We start from the raw sequence: 19,879 nt of genomic DNA on the forward strand, positions 1-19,879 counted from the left end.
CATGCCGCTCCGTGCCATCGCCGCCGCTCTCTGCTTGACGCTGTCCGTGGTCCCCTTCGTCGCCCGAGCCGCCACGACCGAAACGGCCGATGAGCTGCGCAACATCGCGAATGCACGGTCCCTGGGCATGGGCAGCGCCTACCGGGCCACGGGTCTGGGTGCGGACGCACTCCTGGGCAACCCGGCGGCGATGGCGCTCTTCCCGGCCTACCGCATCGAGGGCACGGGCGCGTACGACCCTCGCAACAAGGAGGGCTACCTGGGCATCACCCTGGCGGACTCCAGCAGCGGCCGGCTGGCGCTGGGCGTGGACTACCACTGGCTATCGCTGGGGCGCGGCGGGGGGCGCACGTCCGCGAACCTGAGCACGCTGGGGGCGGCGCTGCCCCTGGGGCAGTCGCTGCTCATCGGCCTGTCGGGGCACTACCTGCGGCTGAACGGCCAGTCGCGCTTCGCCAACTCCATCACGCTGGACGCGGGCATCCTGGTGCGGCTGAGCGAGCAGCTGTCGCTGGGCGTGTCGGGGCACAACCTCATCGACACGGAGAACGTGGAGCTGACGCGCTACTTCTCCGCGCACACGGCCTACGTGGGGCAGGCGGTGGTGGTGGCGTTCGACATGCGCGCGGACTTCGAGACGCGCGACTCGGCGGTGCTCACGTACAACACGGGCGCGGAGTACATCCTCGACCAGACGATTCCGCTGCGCGCGGGCTACACGTACGACGGCTTCCAGAAGATTTCCCGCGTGACGGTGGGCGCGGGCTTCCTGTCGCCCGGAGGCGGCGGCGTGGACCTGGCGTACCAGCACGACCTGGGCGGGCTGAACGGACGCGTGCTGTCGCTCACGCTGCGGCTCCTGGTGAACTGAAGCGCTAGCGGCCCCGGCCCGCTTCGGCGGCGTCGCGCAGGGCGAGGTAGCGCTCGGAGGCGGCGAAGCGGACCATTTCCTCCAGCTCCGAGTCGTGGGGGCGGCGGGCGCGCAGCACGGTGAGCGCGGGCCCGGGGCCTCCGCAGGCGACGAGCCCCGCGCGGTTGGCGGAGTCGCGCGCGGCGGCGACGAGCAGGCTCGCGTCGAAGTCGCGGGTGCCGGGCTCCATCAGCAGGGCGGCGCGCTCCAGGGCCCTGGGGGACAGGGACTCGCGCACCACGCGGGCGTCGTCGCCGGCGTCCTTGGGGTTCTTGAGGACGGAGGACAGCAGCGCGAGCGCGCGCAGCAGGTGGTCCTTGCGCAGGGCGCGCAGGGCGAGCAGGTCCGGTGACAGCGAGAACAGCGCGCGGCCGGCGTGGAAGCGCAGCTCGGCGTTGGTGGGCGGCTGCTGCACGAGGATCCGGCCCACGACGAGGCGCGGGGCGGTGGTGTGCAGCGGGGTGATGTTGGCGCTGTCGTCATCGCCCGCGACGAGCTCTGGCAGGGGCACGCCCAGCAGGCGCGCGGCGCCGTTGAGCGCGTCGAGCACGGCGGCGGCGCCCGGGCCGGAGGTGGCGCGCAGGGGCTCCGTGGTGCTGGCGATGCGCGCGGGCGACGGGAAGAGCCGGCACAGCGCGATGCCCACGCACGCGAGCAGCTCTCCGGACGGGGTGCGCAGGCCCGGGTGGCGCAGGCCTGCGCGCTCCTGGTTGGTGAGGGGTGCGCGCTGCACGCGGGGCGAGGAGACGTCGCGGCCCTCCAGGGCGTCCGCGAGCTCGCGCATGAGCGCGGCGCGGGTGGCGTCACCGCGCTGGTCGAAGTGGTCCACGAGGCCGCGGTAGGGCTTCGGGTCGAGCGGCCGCTCGCGCACGAGCTTGAAGACGAGCGGCTCCGCGGAGGTGGAGTCCGCGGGGGGCTCGGCGTCCGGGACGGCGGCGGGGGTCTCGCGGGTCTCGGTGGAGCCGACGGTGGGGCGGCCACTGGCCTGGGGAGGACGCGTGGGGGCCGGGCCGGAGACGGTGCCTTCGGGACGGCCGGCGCGGTGGATGCGGCGCACGGGGTCCATGCGGCCGGGAGGCGCTTCCCACGCGATGACGCTCGTGGCCTCCACGGGCCCGGCGCCGAGTTCCTGGGCGTCCTCGTCTTCGTCCTCGGAGGGAATCTGGCTGAGGAGCGGGATGTCGGGCGGGGCTTCGGGAGCGCCGCGGCCCTTCGAGGGAGGGGCGACGGGGCGCGAGGCTCCGGCCATGGCGCGCGGCGCGGGGGCTGGAGGTTCCACGCCACTGGCGGACAGGGGTGCGCGGGGGGGCGGCGGGGGTTCCACGCCGCTGGCGGACAGTGGGAGCCGGGGCGCGTGTCCGGCGCGCGGGGCGCGTTCCACGCGGGATGCGGCTTCGCGGATCTGCGTGCCCGCGTTCTTGGAGGGGCGGGCGTTGTCCTCGGAGGCGGTGGCGGCCTTGCGCGACGCTGGGGCTTCGGGCTCCGCGTCTGGAGGGAGCGCGGCTCCGAAGGCCGTGGTCCTTTCGCGCGGAGGCGTGGCGGCGGCGCGCTGCTTGCGGTCGGGCGCGGAGGTTGCGTCGTCCGGCGCGGGGCCGGGGTCCTGGACAGGGCCGCCGCGAGACGGCTTCGCGGCCCGGGCCATGCCGCTGGGCGCGGGGGCGGACTCCGCGAGGGAGACAGGGCTCTCCGCGGGAGCCTTCGCGGCGCGACGGGGAGGCTCCGCTTCTGGCGACGTGCTCGCGACCGAGGGATGGCGGCCGGATGGGACCTTCGGCTGACGAACGGCGGCCGTGCCCGGAGCCGCGGTGCCAATCGGCGCGTGGCTTCCGGACGGTGCCTTCGGCTGACGCGTGGCTTCCGAGGGGAACGGTGCGGTTCCTACCGACGCATGACGTCCCGAGGGCGCCTTGGGTTGTCGAGGCGCTTCCGTCGAGGACGATGCGGCGTCCACCGGTGCATGACGCCCCGAAGGGGCCTTGGCCGGGAGATCGACCTCCGCGCCCGGGACTGTATCCGCGAGGGCGGCAGGGCCTCCCACCGGCGCCTTCCCGGATGCGGGGCGACGCGGTGCTTCCGCGCCCTGAGCGGTGTCTCCTACCGACGCGTGCCGTCCGGAGGGAGCCTTTCCAGGCTGCGGCGCGGCTGGAGTTGCTCCCGTGCCTCGCTCGGATTGCTTTCGCGGCGCGCGCTCGGCCGTGTCACTCCGCGCCCCCGCACGCCCTCGCTTCTTGTTGCCAGGAGCCGCGTCTAGCTCTTCGCCTGCCGTGTTCCCGCGCCCCTTGCGCGCAGTCGCGCTGACCCCTGGCGAGCGCTTCTCCTGTGCGTTGGCGGACGAGGCCTCCTCCGCCTGAAGCAGCGACGGGACGTCCGTGTTGGATGTCACCTCGTCGGACAGGTCCTTGCGCTTCGCCGCGGGCACCCGGCCCGTGGCGACCGGCGGCGCGACGAGCACCGACGGCGGCGGCACCCCTACGGCCTGCGCTGGCGCCGGACGCGCGGGCTCCTGCGAGGGCGGACGGGCGCGCTGCTCGCGGGACTTGCGCAGGCTCTCGGCGCGCCGCGCGTAGAGGCGGGCCTTCTCGGTGTTGTGCAGCACCTCGCGGCAGAAGAGCGCGAGCCGCTCCCACGTGTGCTGTCGCTCCTCGTCGTCCTCCGTCGCGGTGGCCGCGTTCTCCAGCGCCCACGCGGCCTCGCCGAACTGCTCACGCTCGGTGCAGCGGTCCGCGAGCAGCAGCCAGGCTTCCTTGTGCCCCGGCTCGAAGCGCACGGCCTGGCGCAGCTCCGCCAGGGCCGCGCCCGCGTCGCCCATCGCCTCCAGCGTGGCGACCCGCTCCAGGTGCGCCTTGCGCGCGGCCGGCCCCCGAGGCTCACGCGCGAGCTGCGCGTGCAGCAACGCACTCAGCGCGGGCAGGTCACCCAGGCGGCGCGCGAGCGCCAGCAGGTGCTCCCGGGGTTGCTCATTGTCCGGGCTCTCCGCGAGCACCTCCGCCCAGGCCCACTGCGCGATGCGCAGGTCCCCCAGGGACTCCTCCGCGGTCCGCGCGAGGACCCGCAGCGCCTCCAGGCGGTCCGGCGCGCGGCGCGGCGCGGCCGCACAGGCGGCGCGCAGACGCTCGACCTGGGCGAAGCGCTCGTCGTCGGAGACGCTGCGCACCAGCCCCGCGAGCACCGGCAGCATCCCGGGCACGAGCGCATCCGCGGACTCGAAGTCCTCGCGCGCCTTCGCGGGGTTGCCCATGTTCAGCTGCCGCTCGCCTCGCGTCAGCAGCGCCACGGCGCGCGCCCGCGAGGTCCTCGCCCGGGAGATCGCGTCATCGAGCGCACGGCGCACGAGCGAGGCGTCCTCCCGCTGCGACAACAGCCGGACCTGTTCACGCAACGCCGTGCGCTCACCGGTCAGCTCGACGATCTCCCGGTACATGCGCGCGGCGCCCGCGGAGTCCTGGAGCTCGTTCTCCATCACCTCCGCGAGCCGCGTGAGGGCTTCGGCGCGCTCGGGTGCGTCCTTCGCGCGGTCCGCGCGCTTGAGGTACAGCTGGGCCAGCTCTCGCCACGCACTGCGCGCGATGAGCTGGGCCTCCTGGCGCTGGGACTGTGCCCGCTCCGAGCCCTCGTCCGGGGTGCGCGCCGAGGCCGGTGCATCCGAAGCGGCGGTGTCGGCCTTCGCGGCGGAATCCACCTGCGGGAAGACGACTTCCGAAGTCGCCTCCTCCGCGTCGAACGCGGGCTTCGCGGTGGAGGGGACCAGCACGGAGGCCCGTCGCGGAGCGGATGGTTTCCCGTCACGGGACTGCGTTGACGCGGAAGCGCCCTGCTCCGCTTCGACACGCTCGGGCGGGATGATCTCCGAGGTCGACTCCTCGTCATCGAACGCCATCGCGGGTGCACCCGGCACCAGCACCGCGCTGGGCGGACGCGGAGGGTTCACCTCCGACGTCGCTTCGTCCGCATCCGGCGGCTTCGAGGCCGATGCGTCCTCGCGGGATGCCGTGACTTGCGCTCCAGCGACCGGTTCGGACGGAGGCGGAGGGAGGATCTCCGACGTCGATTCGTCTTCCTCGAAGGCCTTGGAAGGCGCTCCCGGCACCAGCACCGCGACCGGCGAACGCGACTCGTCAGGGCCGGAGTCCTTCGAGGGTTCGGGCTTCTCGTCGACAGCCCCTGCGACATCGGCGGGCAGCGCTTCCTCGAGCTTCTTGCCGAAGACCTGCGTCGACTCGAACAACGGCGGAGCCGGTGGCGCGGCGGCAGGCGTCGGCGCCTCGACCTTCTCGTCGGGTGTCCGCACCGCGTCCGGCCCCGCCGAGGTGTCCGGAGGCGGTGGCGTCGAACCCGCTGGCGATGTTCCACCCGCGTGCTCGGACGCCGGAGGGTTCTCCGCTGACGACGATGCCGTTTCGACGCGCTCTGGTGCCTTTGCCGCACCCGACAACATCAATGCGCTCAACGCCGCGATGACGTGTTCAGGCACCGTCGCGGACGGCGATGCGCTTACCGGCGTGACGACGGGCGCGGGCGCATCCGCGGCCGCTTCGCCAGAAGCGCTCTCGACCTGAGGCGCCTTGTCCACGGACGACGCTGCACCCGAACCCGAGGGGGCCAAGTCGCCCGGCGCTTGCACTGCGACCTCATGGCGCACCTTCTCGCCAGACTCCTGCGCGACGACCACGGGCTCCGGAACGGTCTTCGCGACCTGCGGCGGCGTCACCACGCGGGCCTTGCCCGGCCCATCGTCATCCCAGGGGAACTCGGGGCCTCGCGACGCCATCCGCGCCGGTTCCGCCCACTCGCCCAGCGGGACCTGCACCGTGGCGGCCCGGGGAGCCCACGCCTGCGGAGCCGGCACGGCCACCACCGGCATCTCCACCACCGTGTTGCCCAGCTCCGGATCCGACAGCGCCAGCGCGGACACCTCCACGGTCTTCGTTCGGGACTCCTCGTCCTCCACCGGGAGCCGAGGGGCCGGCTTCGCCTTCGCCACCCGCTCGCGCAGCACGTCGAGCACGAAGCGGGCCCGGGCGTCGTCCGGCGAGTCCATCAACAACCCGTTGAGCACCGCCGCGGCGCGCGCTTCCTGCCCCGTGCGCCGCAACACGCGCGACAGCTGACGGCGGACCTCGCGGCGCACCTCGCCCCGCTCCGTCACCATCGCCGCGTCCAGCAGGGTGATGACCGCGCGCTCCGTGCCCGCCTTCAGCGCGCACCGGACCAGCACCGCCGCGAGCTGGGGCGTCATCGGAAGGGAACGGCTGGCGGACACCAGGCCGGAGTACGCCCGCGCCGCCTGCCCCTCCTGGAGCAGCCGGGCAGCGTCCTGACAGATCCGGGCCACCGCGCCTCGCACGTCCTCTCCTCGCGAGCCCAACTCCGCTCCGCGCAGGGAGGGCTCCGGCGTCCGTGGGCCCTTGCCGTGTCTCCCGCCACCCATGAAGCCCCCAGTCTACACACGATGCGCGCGACGGGGGCATCCTGTCCGTCGGCACAGGGCCCTGGTTTTCCAGGTTCTCAGGGCGCGTCCGCGGCCACGATGGGCCCCTCCGGAACGCGCGCGCCCGCCGACTCGAAGAAGGCCCGCAGGTCCTCCGGCACCGGCGCCTCCAGCCGCAGCGGCCGGCCCGTGCGCGGATGCCCCAGCTCCAGCGCGTGCGCATGCAGCAGGCAGCGCGGCGCCATCAGCCCCCCCGCGCTCCCCGCGCCGCCGTAGCGAGCGTCCCCCAGGATGGGGTGCTCCAGCGCCGTCAGGTGCGCCCGGAGTTGGTGCGTGCGGCCCGTCCGGGGCAGCAGCTCCACCAGGCTGAACGCCTCCCCCGCGAACAGCGTCCGGTAGTCCGTCCACGCGGGCACGCCATTGGCCGCGCGGGTCGCCCGCCAGCGCCCCGGCCGCGACGGGTCCTTCGACAGGGGCAGGTCCACCGTGCCGCCCGCCGGGAGCCCCGGCCCTGTCGCCGCGAGGTACCGCTTGCGCGCGGTGCCCTCCCGGAACGCCTCGGCCAGCGCGGAGGTGGCGGCGGGCGTCTTGCCGAACACCGTCACCCCGGACGTCTCCCGGTCCAGCCGGTGCACCAGCCCCGCCTGCCGGCCCAGGTGCTCGCTCACCAGGTCCACCAGGCTTCCGCCCACGCGGCCTTCCGTGGGCTGCGCGTTCAGGCCCGCGGGCTTGTCCACCGCGATGACCTCCGCGTCCTCGAACAGCACGCGCAAGGGGGCCGCGGGCTTCGAGGCCTCCAGCGGGCTCTGCCCCGCCTCCTCCAGCACCACCGTCACCACCTGCGCGGCCTGGAGCTTCACCGCCCCATCCCGCGCGCGCCGCCCCGCCACGTACACGGCGCCCACGTCCACCAGCCGCCGCACGTCCGCCACCGGCAGCGCCAGCTCCGCCGCCACCGCGTCCACCAGGGCGCGCCCCACGTGCGCCCCCTCCGCCCGGAACGTCCGGCGCTTCATCGCGCGCCGCCCCTTTCCAGCAGGAACTCCAGGGGGGCATGCGGACAGGCAACGGAGGCAAGGGACATGGCGCGACACTCTATGCGCGTGCTCCCTGCCCTGACGCGGGCTTCCTGTTACCTTCCGCGCCGCCATGGACCGCCCCCTGCTCTCCGTCCGGTCGCGGCTGGATGACTTCCTCGCCGAACTGGCCACCCTCCAGTACCGCTACGGCGCCGGACTCTCCCCGGACCTCCCCGTCGCCCGCCTGTACGCGTCCTTCCCGGAGCTGTCCTCGCCGGACACCTTCGCCGCCGCCAACGAGGCGCTCGCCCGCGCGAAGGGCAAGGACGACCCCGTCGCCCTCCGCCGCATCACGCTGGTGCGCGAGCTCATCGCCACCCAGGTGGAGGAGTCGCTCGCCCTGCCCGCGGCGGACGCCGTCGTCGCGCTGGAGGCCCGCTCCCACATCCCCGCGGACGACACGACGCTGTCGCTGGCCCAGGCCCTGTCCCAGATTCCGCGCGAGCCCAGCCGCTCCCGCCGCGCCCTGCTGGAGCGCGGCGCCGGCAACTTCCTCTGGGACCACCGGGGCCCGTACGGAGACCGGCGCGACGCCTCCCTCCAGGCCGCGGAGGTGCTGGGCTTCCCGGACTACCCCTCGCTGCGCCAGGACGTCACGGGCATCGACGCGGGCAAGCTGGCCGAAGCCGCCGAGGAGACCCTCCAGCGCACCGAGGACGCCTACCGCGACGTGCTGGCCTACGTGCTGCGCAAGCTGGAGCCCACCCTGCGCCCGCTGCCCGGCGGCGAGGCGCGGCGCCATGACGTGCAGCACGCCCTGCGCGCCCCGTGGATGGACGCGCACTTCCGCCGCGAGGACACCGTCCCCGCCGTGATGCGCTGGCTGTCCGACTGGGGCCTCCACCCGGAGGCCGGCGGCCGCATCCGCCTGGACGACGAGGCCCGCCCCGGCAAGGCGTCACGCCCCTTCGTCGCCGCCGTGCGCGTGCCCCACGAAATCCGCCTGGTCCTCCAGCCTCGGAGCGGCATGGACGCGCTGGGCGACCTGCTCCACGAAATGGGCCACGCGTGGCACCTGGCCCACGTGGACGCGGACGCCCCCATGGAGCTGCGCCGCCTGGGCGACGCCTCCGTCACGGAGGCCTACGCCGCCACCTTCGAGCGGCTCCTGCTGTCCCCGCCCTGGCTCAAGCGCTACCTGGGCCTGCCGTCCGGCACCACGAAGGACGTCGTGCGCCTGGCCGCCTTCCAGGCCCTGGCCGTGCTGCGCCGCCACTGCGCGAAGCTGTCCTACGAGCTGTCCCTCACCACCAAGGGCGCCTCCGCGGACCGCGCGGACGAGTACGCCGACGGCCAGCGCCGCGCCCTCTTCGCGCAGCCGCACCCGGGCTTCTTCCTGCATGACGTGGATTCGCAGCTCTACGTCACCCGCTACCTGCGGGCCTGGGCCCTGGAGACCCGGCTCACCGCTTCTCTGCTGGAGCGGTTCAACGAGGACTTCTGGCGCAACCCCGCCGCCTTCACCTGGCTCAAGGGGCTCTTCGCGCGGGGCGGCGCCGCCGACGCGGAGGGACTGGCCACGGAGGTCTCGGGCACGCCGCTGGCGTTGCCCGAGGCGGGAGCGCGCCTCGTGGCCATCCTCAACCAGTAGGGGATGCGGCCCCCTACTTCTTCTTGGCGCGCAGCGCGCGGACGATCTTGTCCTTCGCCGCGTTGGCCGGAGCGACCTCGCGGGCCGGCGCCTTGGAGGCGTTGGCCGCGGTGCGCGTCTGGCCGGTGCGCGCGCGCATGGCCTTCATCAGCTGCATCTCGATGACGAGCAGCTCGTCCGCCAGCTCCGCGTTCGCGCCCGCGGCGCGGGGCAGCGGCGCACTCTTGCTGGGAGCGCCCGCGCCATGGCGCATGCGCAGGGCCTTCTCCTCCGTGGCCGTCAGCGTGGTGGACTTCTCCAGCGCCGCCTTGACCTCTTTCGCGGTCAACGTGCTACTTCCGACCTTGCGCTCCATCTCCGCTCCCTTCGTTGTGCACGCCTGAACACCCGAGCATGTCAGATGCGTCTGGGCCGCAACCGACGAGGATTGTAGAGGACGCAAGAGGGCCGTCAAAATTTCTTCCAACAGGCCGCTGCCAGTCTGTAGCGACCCGCCCCACCCGCTACAGCTACAGGTGCATCCCCAGACCCAGGAACGTGGAGCGCAAGTTCTGTCGCTCCCCGGAGAACGGGGAGCCCCTGGCGGAGAAATTCTGGTAGCGCGCCTCGGCGGAGAGGAAGAGGTTCTCCCCCAGCTCCAGCCCCACGCCGCCGCACAGCTCGAAGCCCAGCTGGAGCACGCGGCTGCCCAGCGCGTCCGGGGCCACCGGCTGGGGGCGTGAGTGGGGCACCAGCATGCTGGCCCCCACGCCCAGGAAGGGCCGCACCCGCGTGTCCCCCAGGGGCACCACGCGCACGGAGATGGGCGTCACCTCCGTCAGGTGCCGGCTGGACGCCAGGTGGCCGCCCACCTCCAGCACCGCCCCCGGCTTGCGGTACGCCCAGCCCAGGCCCGCGCTGTAGCCCACCGTGCTCGCCGCCTCCGCGCCGCCCTGGAGCACGTAGGCCCCCAACGGCGCGACGGTGATGCCCAGGTTGCGGGCGGGTTCGGCGAGGGCCGGGGTCGCCAGGAGTGCGAGCCCGGCACACGCCAGGGGGAGGGCGGAGCGGAACATGGCCTCCCGTCAGAGCAAGGCCAGGGCCAGGGGGATTCCCCAGCCGCGTCAGGCACTTGCGGGGAGGCCCGGGCGGAGGCGGCGGCCCGTGCAGGACACGGCCGTCACAGCCCCCGAGGGCCGCGCGCGCTTCCGAGCCTCAGGGAACCTCTGGCCGTGAAACCGTGGGGCTTCCAACGGCCAGGGAGGCTTTGGCGGTGCGCGGCGGGATTGGGTCAGTTCGCCTCGCCCTCGTCTTCCGGGTCGGCGCCGGGCGTGGCGCCCGGGGTGGCCGTCGAGTCGCCAGCCTTCTTGCGCGGGATGCCGAAGTGGTCCAGCGCGTCCGCGATGCCCTGGGGCTTGTCCGCGTCCGGCAGGAAGTCCTGGGGCGGCTGCAGCCCGGGGTCCTTGCCAATCTCCGTCAGGCTGGACTCCAGCGTCATGCGCAGCTCCGCGGCCTCCGGGGTCTTGTCCTGGGGCACGCCGATGCGGCCGTCCAGCCGGGCCTTGAGGACGACGGACGTGGCCGCGTCCACCAGCACCTCGCCCTCCAGCGAGCGCGGCAGCCGGTGCGCGAAGAAGTTGGCGCGGCGCTTCGTCGTCTCATCCGCGTTCTTGGGCGTGAAGGCGGCGGGCAGCTTTTGCGGGGTACCGCCCTCCAGGGGCTCGCCCAGGGACACGTTGTACTTCCACGCGGTGCGCCCCTCGTGGGTGACGGTGCCCGCGGGGGTGAGCTTGATGCGGCCCTGGAAGAGGCTGTCGAAGTCGCGGATGGCGCCCGTCAGCTCCGTGCGGGTGCGCTCGGCCATGCCGCGGTCGCGCAGGCGCTGGCGGTACGGGCCGTAGCGGTTGCGCGCGAACACCTGCCCCTTCACGCGCATCACCTCCAGGCCCTGGTCCCGGGAGTTCTCCAGGATGCCGTGGAAGTCGCCGTTGACGCCCCCGGGGCCCGCGCGGAAGGAGCGCGTCTCCGTGAGCTTCACGGGGTTGTTCCCGTTGGGGCCGGCCCACTCGTAGCTGAGGGTGGACTGGAAGAAGTGCGGGCCCAGCCGCTCGGTCACCTCCGCGGCGTCCATGCCCAGGATGCGGCGGGACACCTGGGGGTTGTCCGCGACATCCTCCGGCGGCAGCTTCTCCTTCGCCGAGGCCACCACCTTCGGCGGGTCCTCCGGAGAGAAGATGCGGGCCTTGGCCGCCTTGTCGACAGGGTCGGAGCAGCCGGCGGCTGCCAGGACCAGGGCAAGGGCGGCGGACTTCGTCAGACTTCTCACGGAACCTCCACGACCGGGACGGCGGGGGCGGCAAGTTACGTGGGGGGGACAGGAGCGGCAAGCGGTGGCTTGCGTGCGGCCGTGCAAGGGATAGAACGCCCAACCCATGCAGAACCTGCGAGACAAGTTGTTGAAAGCGGGCCTCGTCTCCGAGGAGCAGGCCAAGAAGTCCGACTCCACGCCCTCGGCGCCACGGCGCCAGGAGGACAACCGGGGGAGCGCTCCACGCGCGCCTGCCCGGCCAGGACGTGATGAGAATCGGACAGCCGGAGGCCCGCCGCGCCGCGATGACCGCGGAGGTCCGCCGCGCCGCGAGGGCGGTGGTGGTCCGCCGCGTGGCGCCGGAGGTCCCCCTCGCCAGGGTGCGGGTGGTCCGCCGCGCCAGGGCGGAGGCTTCCGGGGCGGCCCCCAGGGCGGGTTCGGCGCCAACGCGCGTCCGGGCGCGCCCGCGGAGAAGCCCATCCCCAAGCTGCCGCCCATGCCGGGCTCCAAGGCCTACCAGCGCGCCGAGTCCAAGAAGCAGGTGGAGCTGGACCGCGCCCTGCGCGAGCTGGTGCTCGGCGCCCAGGTGCCCCAGGAGCCAGGCGAGACGGCGTTCTACTTCATGACGCGCAAGGGAAAGCTGCGCCGCATGGAGCTGAGCCCCGCCCAGGCCAAGCAGTTGGAGGACGGTGAGCTGGGCGTGGTGGAGCGTCCGGAGCCCGCGCAGATTGAGCACTCGCTGGTGCCCGCCGCCGCGGCCGAGCAGATGTTCGCGCTGTCGCAGAAGGCCGTGCGCTTCTTCAACCGCAAGGAGAACCCCGTCGGCTTCATGAACGACGAGGAGCTCAAGGCGCAGCAGGCCGCCGAGGCCTCCGGCACCGCGCCGGAAGTCGCCGACGAGCCCGAGGCCGCCGCGGAGGGTTCCGAGGAGGGCGGCGAGTCCGCGGAGGCCACCGCCTCCGAGCCGTCATCCGAGTCCGCTGGCGAGCCGAACAACGAAGGCGGCACCCAGTCCTGATGTTTCTTCCCGTGCCCTCCCCTCCCTCCCATCCGGGAGTGAGGGGAGGCGCGGCTTCCACCGAACGTCCGCGCTCGCCTCAGCCGAACGCGTCGATGCCGGTGATGGCCTTGCCCAGCACCAGCGTGTGCACCTCGTGGGTGCCCTCGTAGGTGAAGACACTCTCCAGATTCAGCATGTGGCGCACGGGCGGATAGTCGTCCGTGATGCCGTTGGCGCCGTAGATGCTCCGGGCCACGCGGGCGATGTCGAGCGCGCTCTTCACGTTGTTGCGCTTGGCCAGGCTCACCATCACGGGGTTGCTCTTGCCCTCGTCCTTGAGGCGCGCGAGCCGCAGGCCGAGCAACTGCGCCTTGACGATCTCCTGGAGCATGTCCGCCAGCTTCTCCTGCGTGAGCTGGTAGCCGGCGATGGACTTGCCGTCGAACTGCGTGCGGGACAGCGCGTATTCGCGCGCGCCCTCGAAGCATGCGATGGCCGCGCCCGTCACCGCGAACGCGATGCCCGCTCGCGCGTTGTTGAGGCACGACAGCGGACCGCGCAGGCCCACGACGCCGGGCAGCACGTTGCGGTCCGGCACGCGTACGTCCTGGAAGGACAGCTCGCTGGTGCGTGACGCGCGCAGGGAGAACTTGCCGGGAATCTCCCGCGCGCTGAAGCCGGGCATCCCCTTCTCCACCAGGAAGCCGCGCACGGACTCCGGACCGCCGTCGTCCGTCTTCGCCCACACCACCGCGACGTCCGCGATGCTGCCGTTGGTGATCCAGGCCTTGGTGCCGTTGAGCACCCAGGTGTCTCCGTCCTTCCGGGCGCGGGCGCGCATGCCGCCGGGGTTGGAGCCGAAGTCGGGCTCGGTGAGGCCGAAGCAGCCGATGAGCTGTCCCTTCGCCATGCCGGGCAGGAAGCGCGTCTTCTGCTCCTCGCTGCCATAGGCGTGGATGGGGAACATGCACAGCGAGCCCTGCACGGACGCGAAGCTGCGCAGGCCGGAGTCACCGCGCTCCAGCTCCTGCAACACCAGGCCATAGCTGACGGTGTTCATGCCCGCGCAGCCGTAGCCCTGGAGGTTCGCGCCCAGCACGCCCAGCTCCGCCAGGCCCGGGATGAGGTGCGCGGGGAAGGTGCCGTCGCGGAAGTGCTTGCCGATGATGGGCAGCACCTCCGAGTCCACGAAGCGGGCCACCGCGTCGCGCGCGGCCTTCTCCTCGGCGGACAGCAGGTCGTCGATGCGGAACAGGTCGGTGATGTCGGCGCGGGGCATGGCGGCGAGCTTGGCGTCGCCATGCGGGAGCCGTCAAACCACCGGTGCTTCAGTGTTTCGCGGGCGCGAGCGCTTCCAGGTCCGCGTCGCGCAGGGAGTTGACCAGCGGACCGTCGATCTTCCGCTGACCGTCCACCACCACGGTGGGCTTGAGGAAGAACAGGTTGTTCCAGTTGAAGTCATACAGCGCTGCTTCCGCGGCCTCGTTCCAGGTCGCGTCCATGCGGCCCTGGTAGTACCCGAGCTTGTGCAGCACGCGCTTCACGACCTTCGCCGTCTCCTTGTCCAGCGGGATGAGGTCCGACGCGTACGGCGCCGCGACGCCCGCCTGGTAGCGGTTCATCTCCACGTCCAGCTCCCGCAGCGCGTTCCTGCTGCTGTGCACGACGGCGTCCGCCAGCACCTTCGTGTAGAAGACCGCTTCGTTCTCCGAACTCCAGACGCGGATGACACCGGAGCGCTCGCCGTTGTTGTCGCCGCCCACCCGGGCCCCCGCCTTGAGCGACGCGAGCAGCCGCTGCGGCAGGCTGCCCGTGGCCTTCTGGAAGCCCAGCACCATGGCGTCGCAGATGGTGGCGGTGGTCTGGTTGTTGGCCTGCACCACGAAGTTCGCGCCCTTCACGGCGCAGCGCTGCGATGCGCTCTCCGCGCCGGTCTGCTGCCCCACGGTGATGGTACCGTCTGCATTGAGCTTCACCGCGGCGAGTTGGCGGTAGTCCGCGTACGGATCCACGGTGAACACGTAGTCGACGGCGGCCTGGGCCGTGTCGCCCGCGTCGGTGCGGGCGATGATCGCCTCGGCGTCATCCACCGAGGGGTAGAACATGGTGGCCACCGCCACGTCCGGACGGCCATAGGGCACCAGGCCGCTGATGCCCGAGGGGAAGGAGATGCTGGCCACGCCGCAGGACTTCTCCACCGCGTCGCACGCGACGATGGCGCGCGTGCCCATGAGGCGCGGATTGGCGCGGCCGGTGGGCGCCGCCGCGAGGGCGGACGTGGACGCGAACATCAGGCAGGAGGCAGCCAGCAGGCCGTGCTTGAGCGACTTCATATCCAGGGGCTCCGGTGCAGTGGTTGTTGTCTTGAAGAGCCCCCGGCATCGCGAATGATGCATTTCGCCATGCACGCGCAGTCCGAATCCACGCGCGCGGTCCTATGCTGTCCGGCCATGACGAACGAGACGACGAAGTCCGTGGTGGTGACGGGCGCCAGCCGGGGCATTGGCCGCGCGGTGTCCCTGGCGTTCGCGCGCGAGGGCTATGACGTCTGGGCGCTGGCGCGCTCGGCGGAGTCGCTGGAGGCGCTTCGCAAGGAGGGCGGCGAGCACATCCGCGCGCTCACGGTGGACGTGGCGGATGAGTCCGCGCTGCTCGCGGCGTGCAAGACGGTGCTGGCGGCGGGGACGCCTCGTGTGCTGGTGAACAACGCGGGCATCACCGTGTCCGCGCCGCTGACGAAGACGTCCACGGCGGACCTGGCGAAGGTGATGGCCGTGAACGTGACGGCGCCCTTCCTGTTGTGCCGCGAGCTGATGCCGGCGATGGCGTCCGCGGGCGGCGGCCGGGTCATCAACATCGGCTCCATCACCGCGACGCGCGGGGCGAAGTACACGTCCGCGTACTGCGCGTCCAAGCACGCGCTGCTGGGACTGACGCGCGCGCTGTCGGTGGAGTACGCGCGCAAGAACGTCACCGTGAACATCGTGAACCCGGGCTGGGTGGAGACGGACATGTTCGCGGGCGCGACGGCCGCCATCACCAAGACGACGGGCCGCAGCGAGGAGCAGGCCCGCGAGGCCCTGGCCGCGATGAGCGCCATGGGCCGCATCATCCAGCCGGAGGAGGTGGCCGCGATGTGCCTCTTCCTCGCGTCGGATGCAGCGGCGCCCATCACCGGCGCGGCCTACGCCATCGACGGCGGCGAAGCGGCGTAGCGCGGGGGCTCCCGCGCGCCGGGCCGTGACGTGCCCTGCGTCACCGCTCGCGTGGGGCGATACGCCGTGCGGCGTCGCGCGGGGCTCCGGCACGCCGGGCGTCACCGCGTGCGTGGGGTGATGCGGCGTGCGGCGTCGCGGGCGCTACCGCCGCGCTACGCCGTCACAGGCGGTACTGCCCCACGATGTTGCTGACCTCGTGGGACGCGGTGGTGAGGCGCGCGGCGGCCACGGCGCTGGTGGCCACGCGCTCCACCGTCTCGTCCGCCAGCCGCGTCAGGTCGCTCAGCGCCGCGAACAGCTCCGCGATGCCCGCGTCCTGCTGGCTCACCATGTCCGCGATGCTCTTCACGGACACGCTGTTGTTCTGGATGACCTCGGCCAGCGCGCGCAGGCTCTCTCCCGCCGCGCGCGCCTGCTCCAGGCCGCCCTCCACCTCGCGCGTGCCACCCTCGCTCGTCTGCACCGCCTCGGAGATGGCGCGGCCGATGTCGGCGAGGATGGACTGCACGCGCGCCGTGGCCGTCGCGGACTGGTCCGCCAGCGAGCGCATCTGCCGGGCCACCACCGCGAACGCCCGGCCCGCCTCGCCGCTGCGCGCCGCCTCGATGGCCGCGTTCAACGCCAGCACGTTCGACTGGTCCGCCAGGTCCTTCACCGTGCCGGTGATGTCGCCCACCTGCCGCGTGCTCTGCCGCAGCTCCGACACCGTGTTGGAGATGCGCTCCACCTGCGAACGGATGTGCGTGAGCCCGCCCACGCTGCCCGCCACCGCGGACTCGCCCGCCTGCCCCACCGCGCCCGCCTTCTCCGCCTCGCGCAGCACGCCCGTGGCCCGGTGCGCCGCCGCCCGCGAGCTCTCCTGGAGCTGCCGCGCGGCGATCTGCGTCTGGTGCAGCGCCGCCGCCTGCCGCGTCACCGCCAGGTTCTGGTCCGACGCGGAGTTCGCCAGCTCCAGCGCCGTCGCCTCCAGCTCCTGCGCGGAGTTCTTCAGCGCCATCAGCACCGCGCGCAGCCGCGCCATCATGTCCCCGAAGGACGTGGCCAACTGGCCAATCTCATCCCGGGAGTGGATGTCCAACGTGCCGCTGAAGTCCCCTTCCGCCACCACCCGCGCCGCCGCCGCCGTCAGCGCGCCCAGGGGCGCCATCATCCGGCGCACCAGCAGGAACACGCCCCCGCCCGCCAACAGCGCCACGAGCAGCCCCAGCCCCAGCACCTGCATCAGCGTGGCGCGCATCCGCGCCCACTCCGCCTGGGCCCCGCGCGCCAGCACCAGCTCCAGGCCCTCGCCCACCTCCACCCGCGACACGTGCAGCTTCACGCCGCCCACGTCCACCTCGGCGCCGTCCGCCCCGCCCGCGCTCGCCGCGGCCAGCAGCGTCTTCGCCTGGACCGCGTGCACCGACCTCGCCACCAGCCGGGGCCCCGCGTGCAGCAGCGCCTCCAGGTCCTCGCTCCCCTCGCCCAGCCGCCGCAGGTCCTCTCCGCCCAGCTCCGCGCCCACCACCAGGAAGCCCACCGGCACGCCGTTGGACTGGAGCGGCTGCGCCACCGCGAACAGCGGCACGCCCGTGGCCGGCAGCAGCACCTGCCCCTGCTGGCGCACCACCTTGTCGATGCCCGGCAGCGTCCGCTCACCGGAGGAGGCGAGCACCGTCCCATCCACGCCCACCAGCGCCACCAGGTCCACGCCCAGCACCGTGCGCTGCTCGTTCAACAGGGCGTCCGTCTCCGAGTGGTCCTCCGCGAAGGCCGCCGTGAACGCGGGGTTGGCCGCCGCCACGCGTCCCAGCTCCGCCAGCACCCGCAACTCCTGGTCCTTCAACGCCTGCCAGCGGGTCTCGTCCCGCGTCAGCGCGGAGGCCATCTCGGACTCCACGCGCGAGCGCAGCGAGAGCCCCATGAGCGTCACGGTCAGCAGGGTGAGGGTGATGACAACGGCGGTGAGGGCCGCGGTCAGGCGCGCGGCAAGGCTGAGCGTCATACGCAACGGGTGCTCGGAGGGGGGAGGGAGACGCGAGGGGGAGGCACCAGATTAACCTGGAAGATGTGAAGGATTGAAGTCCCTGTGTAGCGTGACTCCCCCACCGTCCACGCGGACCCATCGCGCAGGGTCGGCGGTCAGGACCGACCTCTGGGGTTCACCGCCCACGCACTCCCAGCATGTGACGCGCCAGGTAGACGCTCAGGCCGCCACGCGCAGGACGACGGCGGTGATGTTGTCGCGGCCCCCGGCCTCGTAGGCGGCGGTGACGAGCGCGTCGCACGCGGCCTGGGCGGTGGGCGCGCGCAGTTGCTCCTTCATCAGCTCCGGGCCCAGGGGCTCATACAACCCGTCCGAGCACAGGAGGAAGACATCCCCGGGCTGCGTCTCCAGACGCTGCACGGTGGGCTCCGCGTTCTCCGTGCCCAGGGCGCGGGTGATGAGGTGGCGCAGGTTGGCCGGGTTGCCGGGCGGCTCGCGCCCCGCGGCGCGCAGCTCCTCGATGAGCGAGTGGTCGCGCGTGAGCGGCTCCAGTTGGCCCTCGCGCAGGCGGTACAGGCGGCTGTCGCCCACGTGGGCCACCGCCGCGAAGCGCTCTCCCACCGCGAGCGCCACCACCGTGGAGGCCATCTCCTTGAGCTTGCCCACGCGGCGCACGCGCAACGTGCGCTGGGCGAGCGCGGTGCACGCGGCCAGGTAGTTCTCCTCGCGGCTCCGCGCCGGGTCCACCGCGTCCGGCCAGGTGCCGTCGCGATCGCGGTCCAGCCGGTCACTGAACCCCGCGAAGGTGTCCACCACGCACTGGCTGGCGACCTCCCCGCCCTCCTGCCCCCCCAGCCCGTCCGCCACCACGAACAGCCCGCGTTCGGGCAGCACGCAGTACGCATCTTCATTGTGCGGACGCCGGCCGATGTGGGTCTGCCCCGCGCACTCGAATCTCATCACCACTGCCTCCTGGCTGGGCTCCCGGACAGCAAACGGGAGGCCAACGGCCCGGTCGCTTGATGCCCGGGCATCCCCCATGGGGTTCTCGCCTCTGGAGAACGTCCGGGTGCGCGTTCCCTCCGCGCCCCCGCACTCCCCTGTCCGCGGAGCGACGTTGCGGTCGTCTCCACCCCGTCCCGCCGCGACTTTTCAACGGGCATGACACCCTCGGGGCCAGGGCGGACTTCGTGGGAGGACGCGGGATGGGCGTCCACGTGTGCGGCCAGGGTGGGACTCATGGGCGCCGGTAGGATACCGGGCATCGTGGCCAATGGGCATTGCTCACGTCCCCCTAGCAACTCCCGCCGGCCCCGGCGGACAATGCATGAGCTGCCCGACCCACGGGCCATCACCCGAGGAGAACCATGACATCCATCCGCCGCGTGGGTTCTGGCATCTCGACGTCCCGGGCCTGGTCCATCTCCAACGAGCTGGAGGTCACCGCCCCGCTGAAGCAGGAGCCCATGACGCCGGTGGAGCCGGTGCGGAAGGGCTTCTCCGACTCGAGCGACTTCCAGGCGGACGCCGACGGCGACCTGGCCGGCGCCCTGCTCGCGGACCTGGGGCTCACGTCGGACGGGGCCTCTTCAGAGGACGCTCCGGAGACCCGCGCCGCGCTGCTGGAGAACCCCCACCTGCGCACCTTCGCGGGGGAGAGCACCTTCGAGGCCTCCGGCCCCGCGTACGCGCAGCGGCTGGGCATGCCCCAGTCGTCCACCCCGCTCATGCAGGCGCGCCACTTCCAGCAGGCGGAGCGCCGCGCGGAGGCCCCGCCGGCGGATCCGTCCCTGGACCCCTCCGACATCCTGTCCCCCGACGCGGCCGCGTGGGAGCTACAGAACCTGGACAGCATGCCGAGCACCGTCTCCGCGCAGGAGGCGGAGGACCTGCTCTTCCTCCTGGAGTCTGGCGACCTGTCGAGCCTGAGCGACGAGGAACTGGCCGCGCTGGGCGACGAGCTGGCCATGGAAGACGCGGCGCCGGAGGCGGCTGGCGACGCGGACGGCCTGGACGCGTCCGGCGCGACCGGGGATTCGGACGGGTTCCTGGCCACCGTGGAGGACAGCGGGTCGGAGGCGCTGTCGCTAGATGCGCCGCGGAGCGCCCCGTCGTCGAATGACTTCCTCGCGGACGCGGACGACTTCACGATGGAGGCCGTCCAGGCCGAGGCCGCCTATGCCGCAGCCTACGCGGAGGCCCTCTCCACGGGCACGGCGCTCCCGCCCGCGCGGCGTGAGGCCCCTGTCTCCGAGCCGGAGTCCAGCGTGGTGGTGGCCCCCGAGGCCGCTGTCGCGTCCCCGGACGTCCCGGACCTCATCGAAGACGTGCAGGACGCCGACCTCGTGGAGGTCGACGCGGCCCAGACGCCTCCGCCGCCTCCGCTCGAATCCTGACGCT

General features: G+C 73.0%; 14 protein-coding genes. 5 read left to right on the forward strand and 9 right to left on the reverse strand.

Going from position 1 to position 19,879, the window contains the following annotated elements:
* Position 1 precedes the first annotated feature (1 nt).
* Positions 2-871, forward strand: coding sequence for a hypothetical protein (locus tag JYJ93_RS36120; protein ID WP_206799150.1), 870 nt, complete (start codon positions 2-4; stop codon positions 869-871).
* 4 nt (positions 872-875) lie between these two features.
* Here the strand turns inward: JYJ93_RS36120 and JYJ93_RS36125 are convergent, their stop codons facing one another.
* Positions 876-6,338: a hypothetical protein gene (locus JYJ93_RS36125; protein WP_206799153.1), complete on the reverse strand. Its 5,463-nt coding sequence runs from the start codon at positions 6,336-6,338 to the stop codon at positions 876-878.
* A 77-nt stretch (positions 6,339-6,415) separates the two neighbouring features.
* Positions 6,416-7,354, reverse strand: a complete 939-nt coding sequence (locus JYJ93_RS36130) for an RluA family pseudouridine synthase (RefSeq protein ID WP_206799154.1) — start codon at positions 7,352-7,354, stop codon at positions 6,416-6,418.
* A gap of 133 nt (positions 7,355-7,487) precedes the next feature.
* On the opposite strand from JYJ93_RS36130, the gene JYJ93_RS36135 reads away from it, so the two are divergent.
* Positions 7,488-9,008, forward strand: a complete 1,521-nt coding sequence (locus tag JYJ93_RS36135) for a peptidase M3 (protein ID WP_206799155.1) — start codon at positions 7,488-7,490, stop codon at positions 9,006-9,008.
* A gap of 13 nt (positions 9,009-9,021) precedes the next feature.
* Here the strand turns inward: JYJ93_RS36135 and JYJ93_RS36140 are convergent, their stop codons facing one another.
* The 3 genes from JYJ93_RS36140 to JYJ93_RS36150 form a co-directional block, all read right to left on the reverse strand.
* Positions 9,022-9,363, reverse strand: a complete 342-nt coding sequence (locus JYJ93_RS36140; protein ID WP_014394173.1) for a hypothetical protein — start codon at positions 9,361-9,363, stop codon at positions 9,022-9,024.
* Positions 9,364-9,517: 154 nt separating this feature from the next.
* Entirely contained in the window at positions 9,518-10,063 is a 546-nt protein-coding gene (locus tag JYJ93_RS36145; protein ID WP_206799156.1) for a hypothetical protein, read from the reverse strand.
* Between the two features lie 215 nt (positions 10,064-10,278).
* Entirely contained in the window at positions 10,279-11,313 is a 1,035-nt protein-coding gene (locus tag JYJ93_RS36150; RefSeq protein WP_206799157.1) for a hypothetical protein, read from the reverse strand.
* 106 nt (positions 11,314-11,419) lie between these two features.
* Between JYJ93_RS36150 and JYJ93_RS36155 the strand changes: the two genes are divergently transcribed.
* Positions 11,420-12,313 carry a DUF2058 family protein gene (locus JYJ93_RS36155; protein ID WP_206799158.1) on the forward strand — a complete coding sequence of 298 codons (894 nt, stop codon included), beginning with the start codon at positions 11,420-11,422 and terminating at the stop codon, positions 12,311-12,313.
* 79 nt (positions 12,314-12,392) lie between these two features.
* On the opposite strand, the gene JYJ93_RS36160 is transcribed toward JYJ93_RS36155, so the two are convergent.
* Together JYJ93_RS36160 and JYJ93_RS36165 are read right to left on the reverse strand one after the other, a co-directional pair.
* On the reverse strand, positions 12,393-13,574 hold the full coding sequence (locus JYJ93_RS36160; protein WP_206799159.1) for an acyl-CoA dehydrogenase family protein: 1,182 nt from the start codon (positions 13,572-13,574) through the stop codon (positions 12,393-12,395).
* A gap of 49 nt (positions 13,575-13,623) precedes the next feature.
* Entirely contained in the window at positions 13,624-14,628 is a 1,005-nt protein-coding gene (locus tag JYJ93_RS36165) for a DUF1028 domain-containing protein (protein ID WP_206799160.1), read from the reverse strand.
* A 117-nt stretch (positions 14,629-14,745) separates the two neighbouring features.
* Here JYJ93_RS36165 and JYJ93_RS36170 point away from each other — a divergent pair, with 117 nt between their 5' ends.
* Positions 14,746-15,510: an SDR family oxidoreductase gene (locus JYJ93_RS36170; protein WP_206799161.1), complete on the forward strand. Its 765-nt coding sequence runs from the start codon at positions 14,746-14,748 to the stop codon at positions 15,508-15,510.
* Positions 15,511-15,673: 163 nt separating this feature from the next.
* Here the strand turns inward: JYJ93_RS36170 and JYJ93_RS36175 are convergent, their stop codons facing one another.
* Both JYJ93_RS36175 and JYJ93_RS36180 read right to left on the reverse strand, forming a co-directional pair.
* A complete protein-coding gene (locus tag JYJ93_RS36175) occupies positions 15,674-17,497 on the reverse strand; it encodes a methyl-accepting chemotaxis protein (protein ID WP_206799163.1) in 1,824 nt (607 codons plus the stop codon).
* Positions 17,498-17,698: 201 nt separating this feature from the next.
* Positions 17,699-18,439, reverse strand: a complete 741-nt coding sequence (locus JYJ93_RS36180; RefSeq protein WP_206799164.1) for a protein phosphatase 2C domain-containing protein — start codon at positions 18,437-18,439, stop codon at positions 17,699-17,701.
* A gap of 407 nt (positions 18,440-18,846) precedes the next feature.
* On the opposite strand from JYJ93_RS36180, the gene JYJ93_RS36185 reads away from it, so the two are divergent.
* On the forward strand, positions 18,847-19,875 hold the full coding sequence (locus JYJ93_RS36185; protein ID WP_206799165.1) for a hypothetical protein: 1,029 nt from the start codon (positions 18,847-18,849) through the stop codon (positions 19,873-19,875).
* The last annotated feature ends 4 nt before the right edge of the window (positions 19,876-19,879 follow it).

The organism is Corallococcus sp. NCSPR001 (assembly GCF_017309135.1).
In the GTDB taxonomy this organism is placed as follows: domain Bacteria; phylum Myxococcota; class Myxococcia; order Myxococcales; family Myxococcaceae; genus Corallococcus.

Excerpts from the sequence above, each read along its gene's own strand:
- JYJ93_RS36135 (WP_206799155.1), top strand. The coding sequence starts at position 7,488 with ATGGACCGCCCCCTGCTCTCCGTCCGGTCGCGGCTGGATGACTTCCTC.
- JYJ93_RS36180 (WP_206799164.1), bottom strand. The coding sequence starts at position 18,439 with ATGAGATTCGAGTGCGCGGGGCAGACCCACATCGGCCGGCGTCCGCAC.
- JYJ93_RS36165 (WP_206799160.1), bottom strand. The coding sequence starts at position 14,628 with ATGAAGTCGCTCAAGCACGGCCTGCTGGCTGCCTCCTGCCTGATGTTC.
- JYJ93_RS36160 (WP_206799159.1), bottom strand. The coding sequence starts at position 13,574 with ATGCCCCGCGCCGACATCACCGACCTGTTCCGCATCGACGACCTGCTG.
- JYJ93_RS36130 (WP_206799154.1), bottom strand. The coding sequence starts at position 7,354 with ATGAAGCGCCGGACGTTCCGGGCGGAGGGGGCGCACGTGGGGCGCGCC.
- JYJ93_RS36120 (WP_206799150.1), top strand. The coding sequence starts at position 2 with ATGCCGCTCCGTGCCATCGCCGCCGCTCTCTGCTTGACGCTGTCCGTG.
- JYJ93_RS36185 (WP_206799165.1), top strand. The coding sequence starts at position 18,847 with ATGACATCCATCCGCCGCGTGGGTTCTGGCATCTCGACGTCCCGGGCC.
- JYJ93_RS36170 (WP_206799161.1), top strand. The coding sequence starts at position 14,746 with ATGACGAACGAGACGACGAAGTCCGTGGTGGTGACGGGCGCCAGCCGG.
- JYJ93_RS36145 (WP_206799156.1), bottom strand. The coding sequence starts at position 10,063 with ATGTTCCGCTCCGCCCTCCCCCTGGCGTGTGCCGGGCTCGCACTCCTG.
- JYJ93_RS36140 (WP_014394173.1), bottom strand. The coding sequence starts at position 9,363 with ATGGAGCGCAAGGTCGGAAGTAGCACGTTGACCGCGAAAGAGGTCAAG.
- JYJ93_RS36155 (WP_206799158.1), top strand. The coding sequence starts at position 11,420 with ATGCAGAACCTGCGAGACAAGTTGTTGAAAGCGGGCCTCGTCTCCGAG.
- JYJ93_RS36125 (WP_206799153.1), bottom strand. The coding sequence starts at position 6,338 with ATGGGTGGCGGGAGACACGGCAAGGGCCCACGGACGCCGGAGCCCTCC.
- JYJ93_RS36175 (WP_206799163.1), bottom strand. The coding sequence starts at position 17,497 with ATGACGCTCAGCCTTGCCGCGCGCCTGACCGCGGCCCTCACCGCCGTT.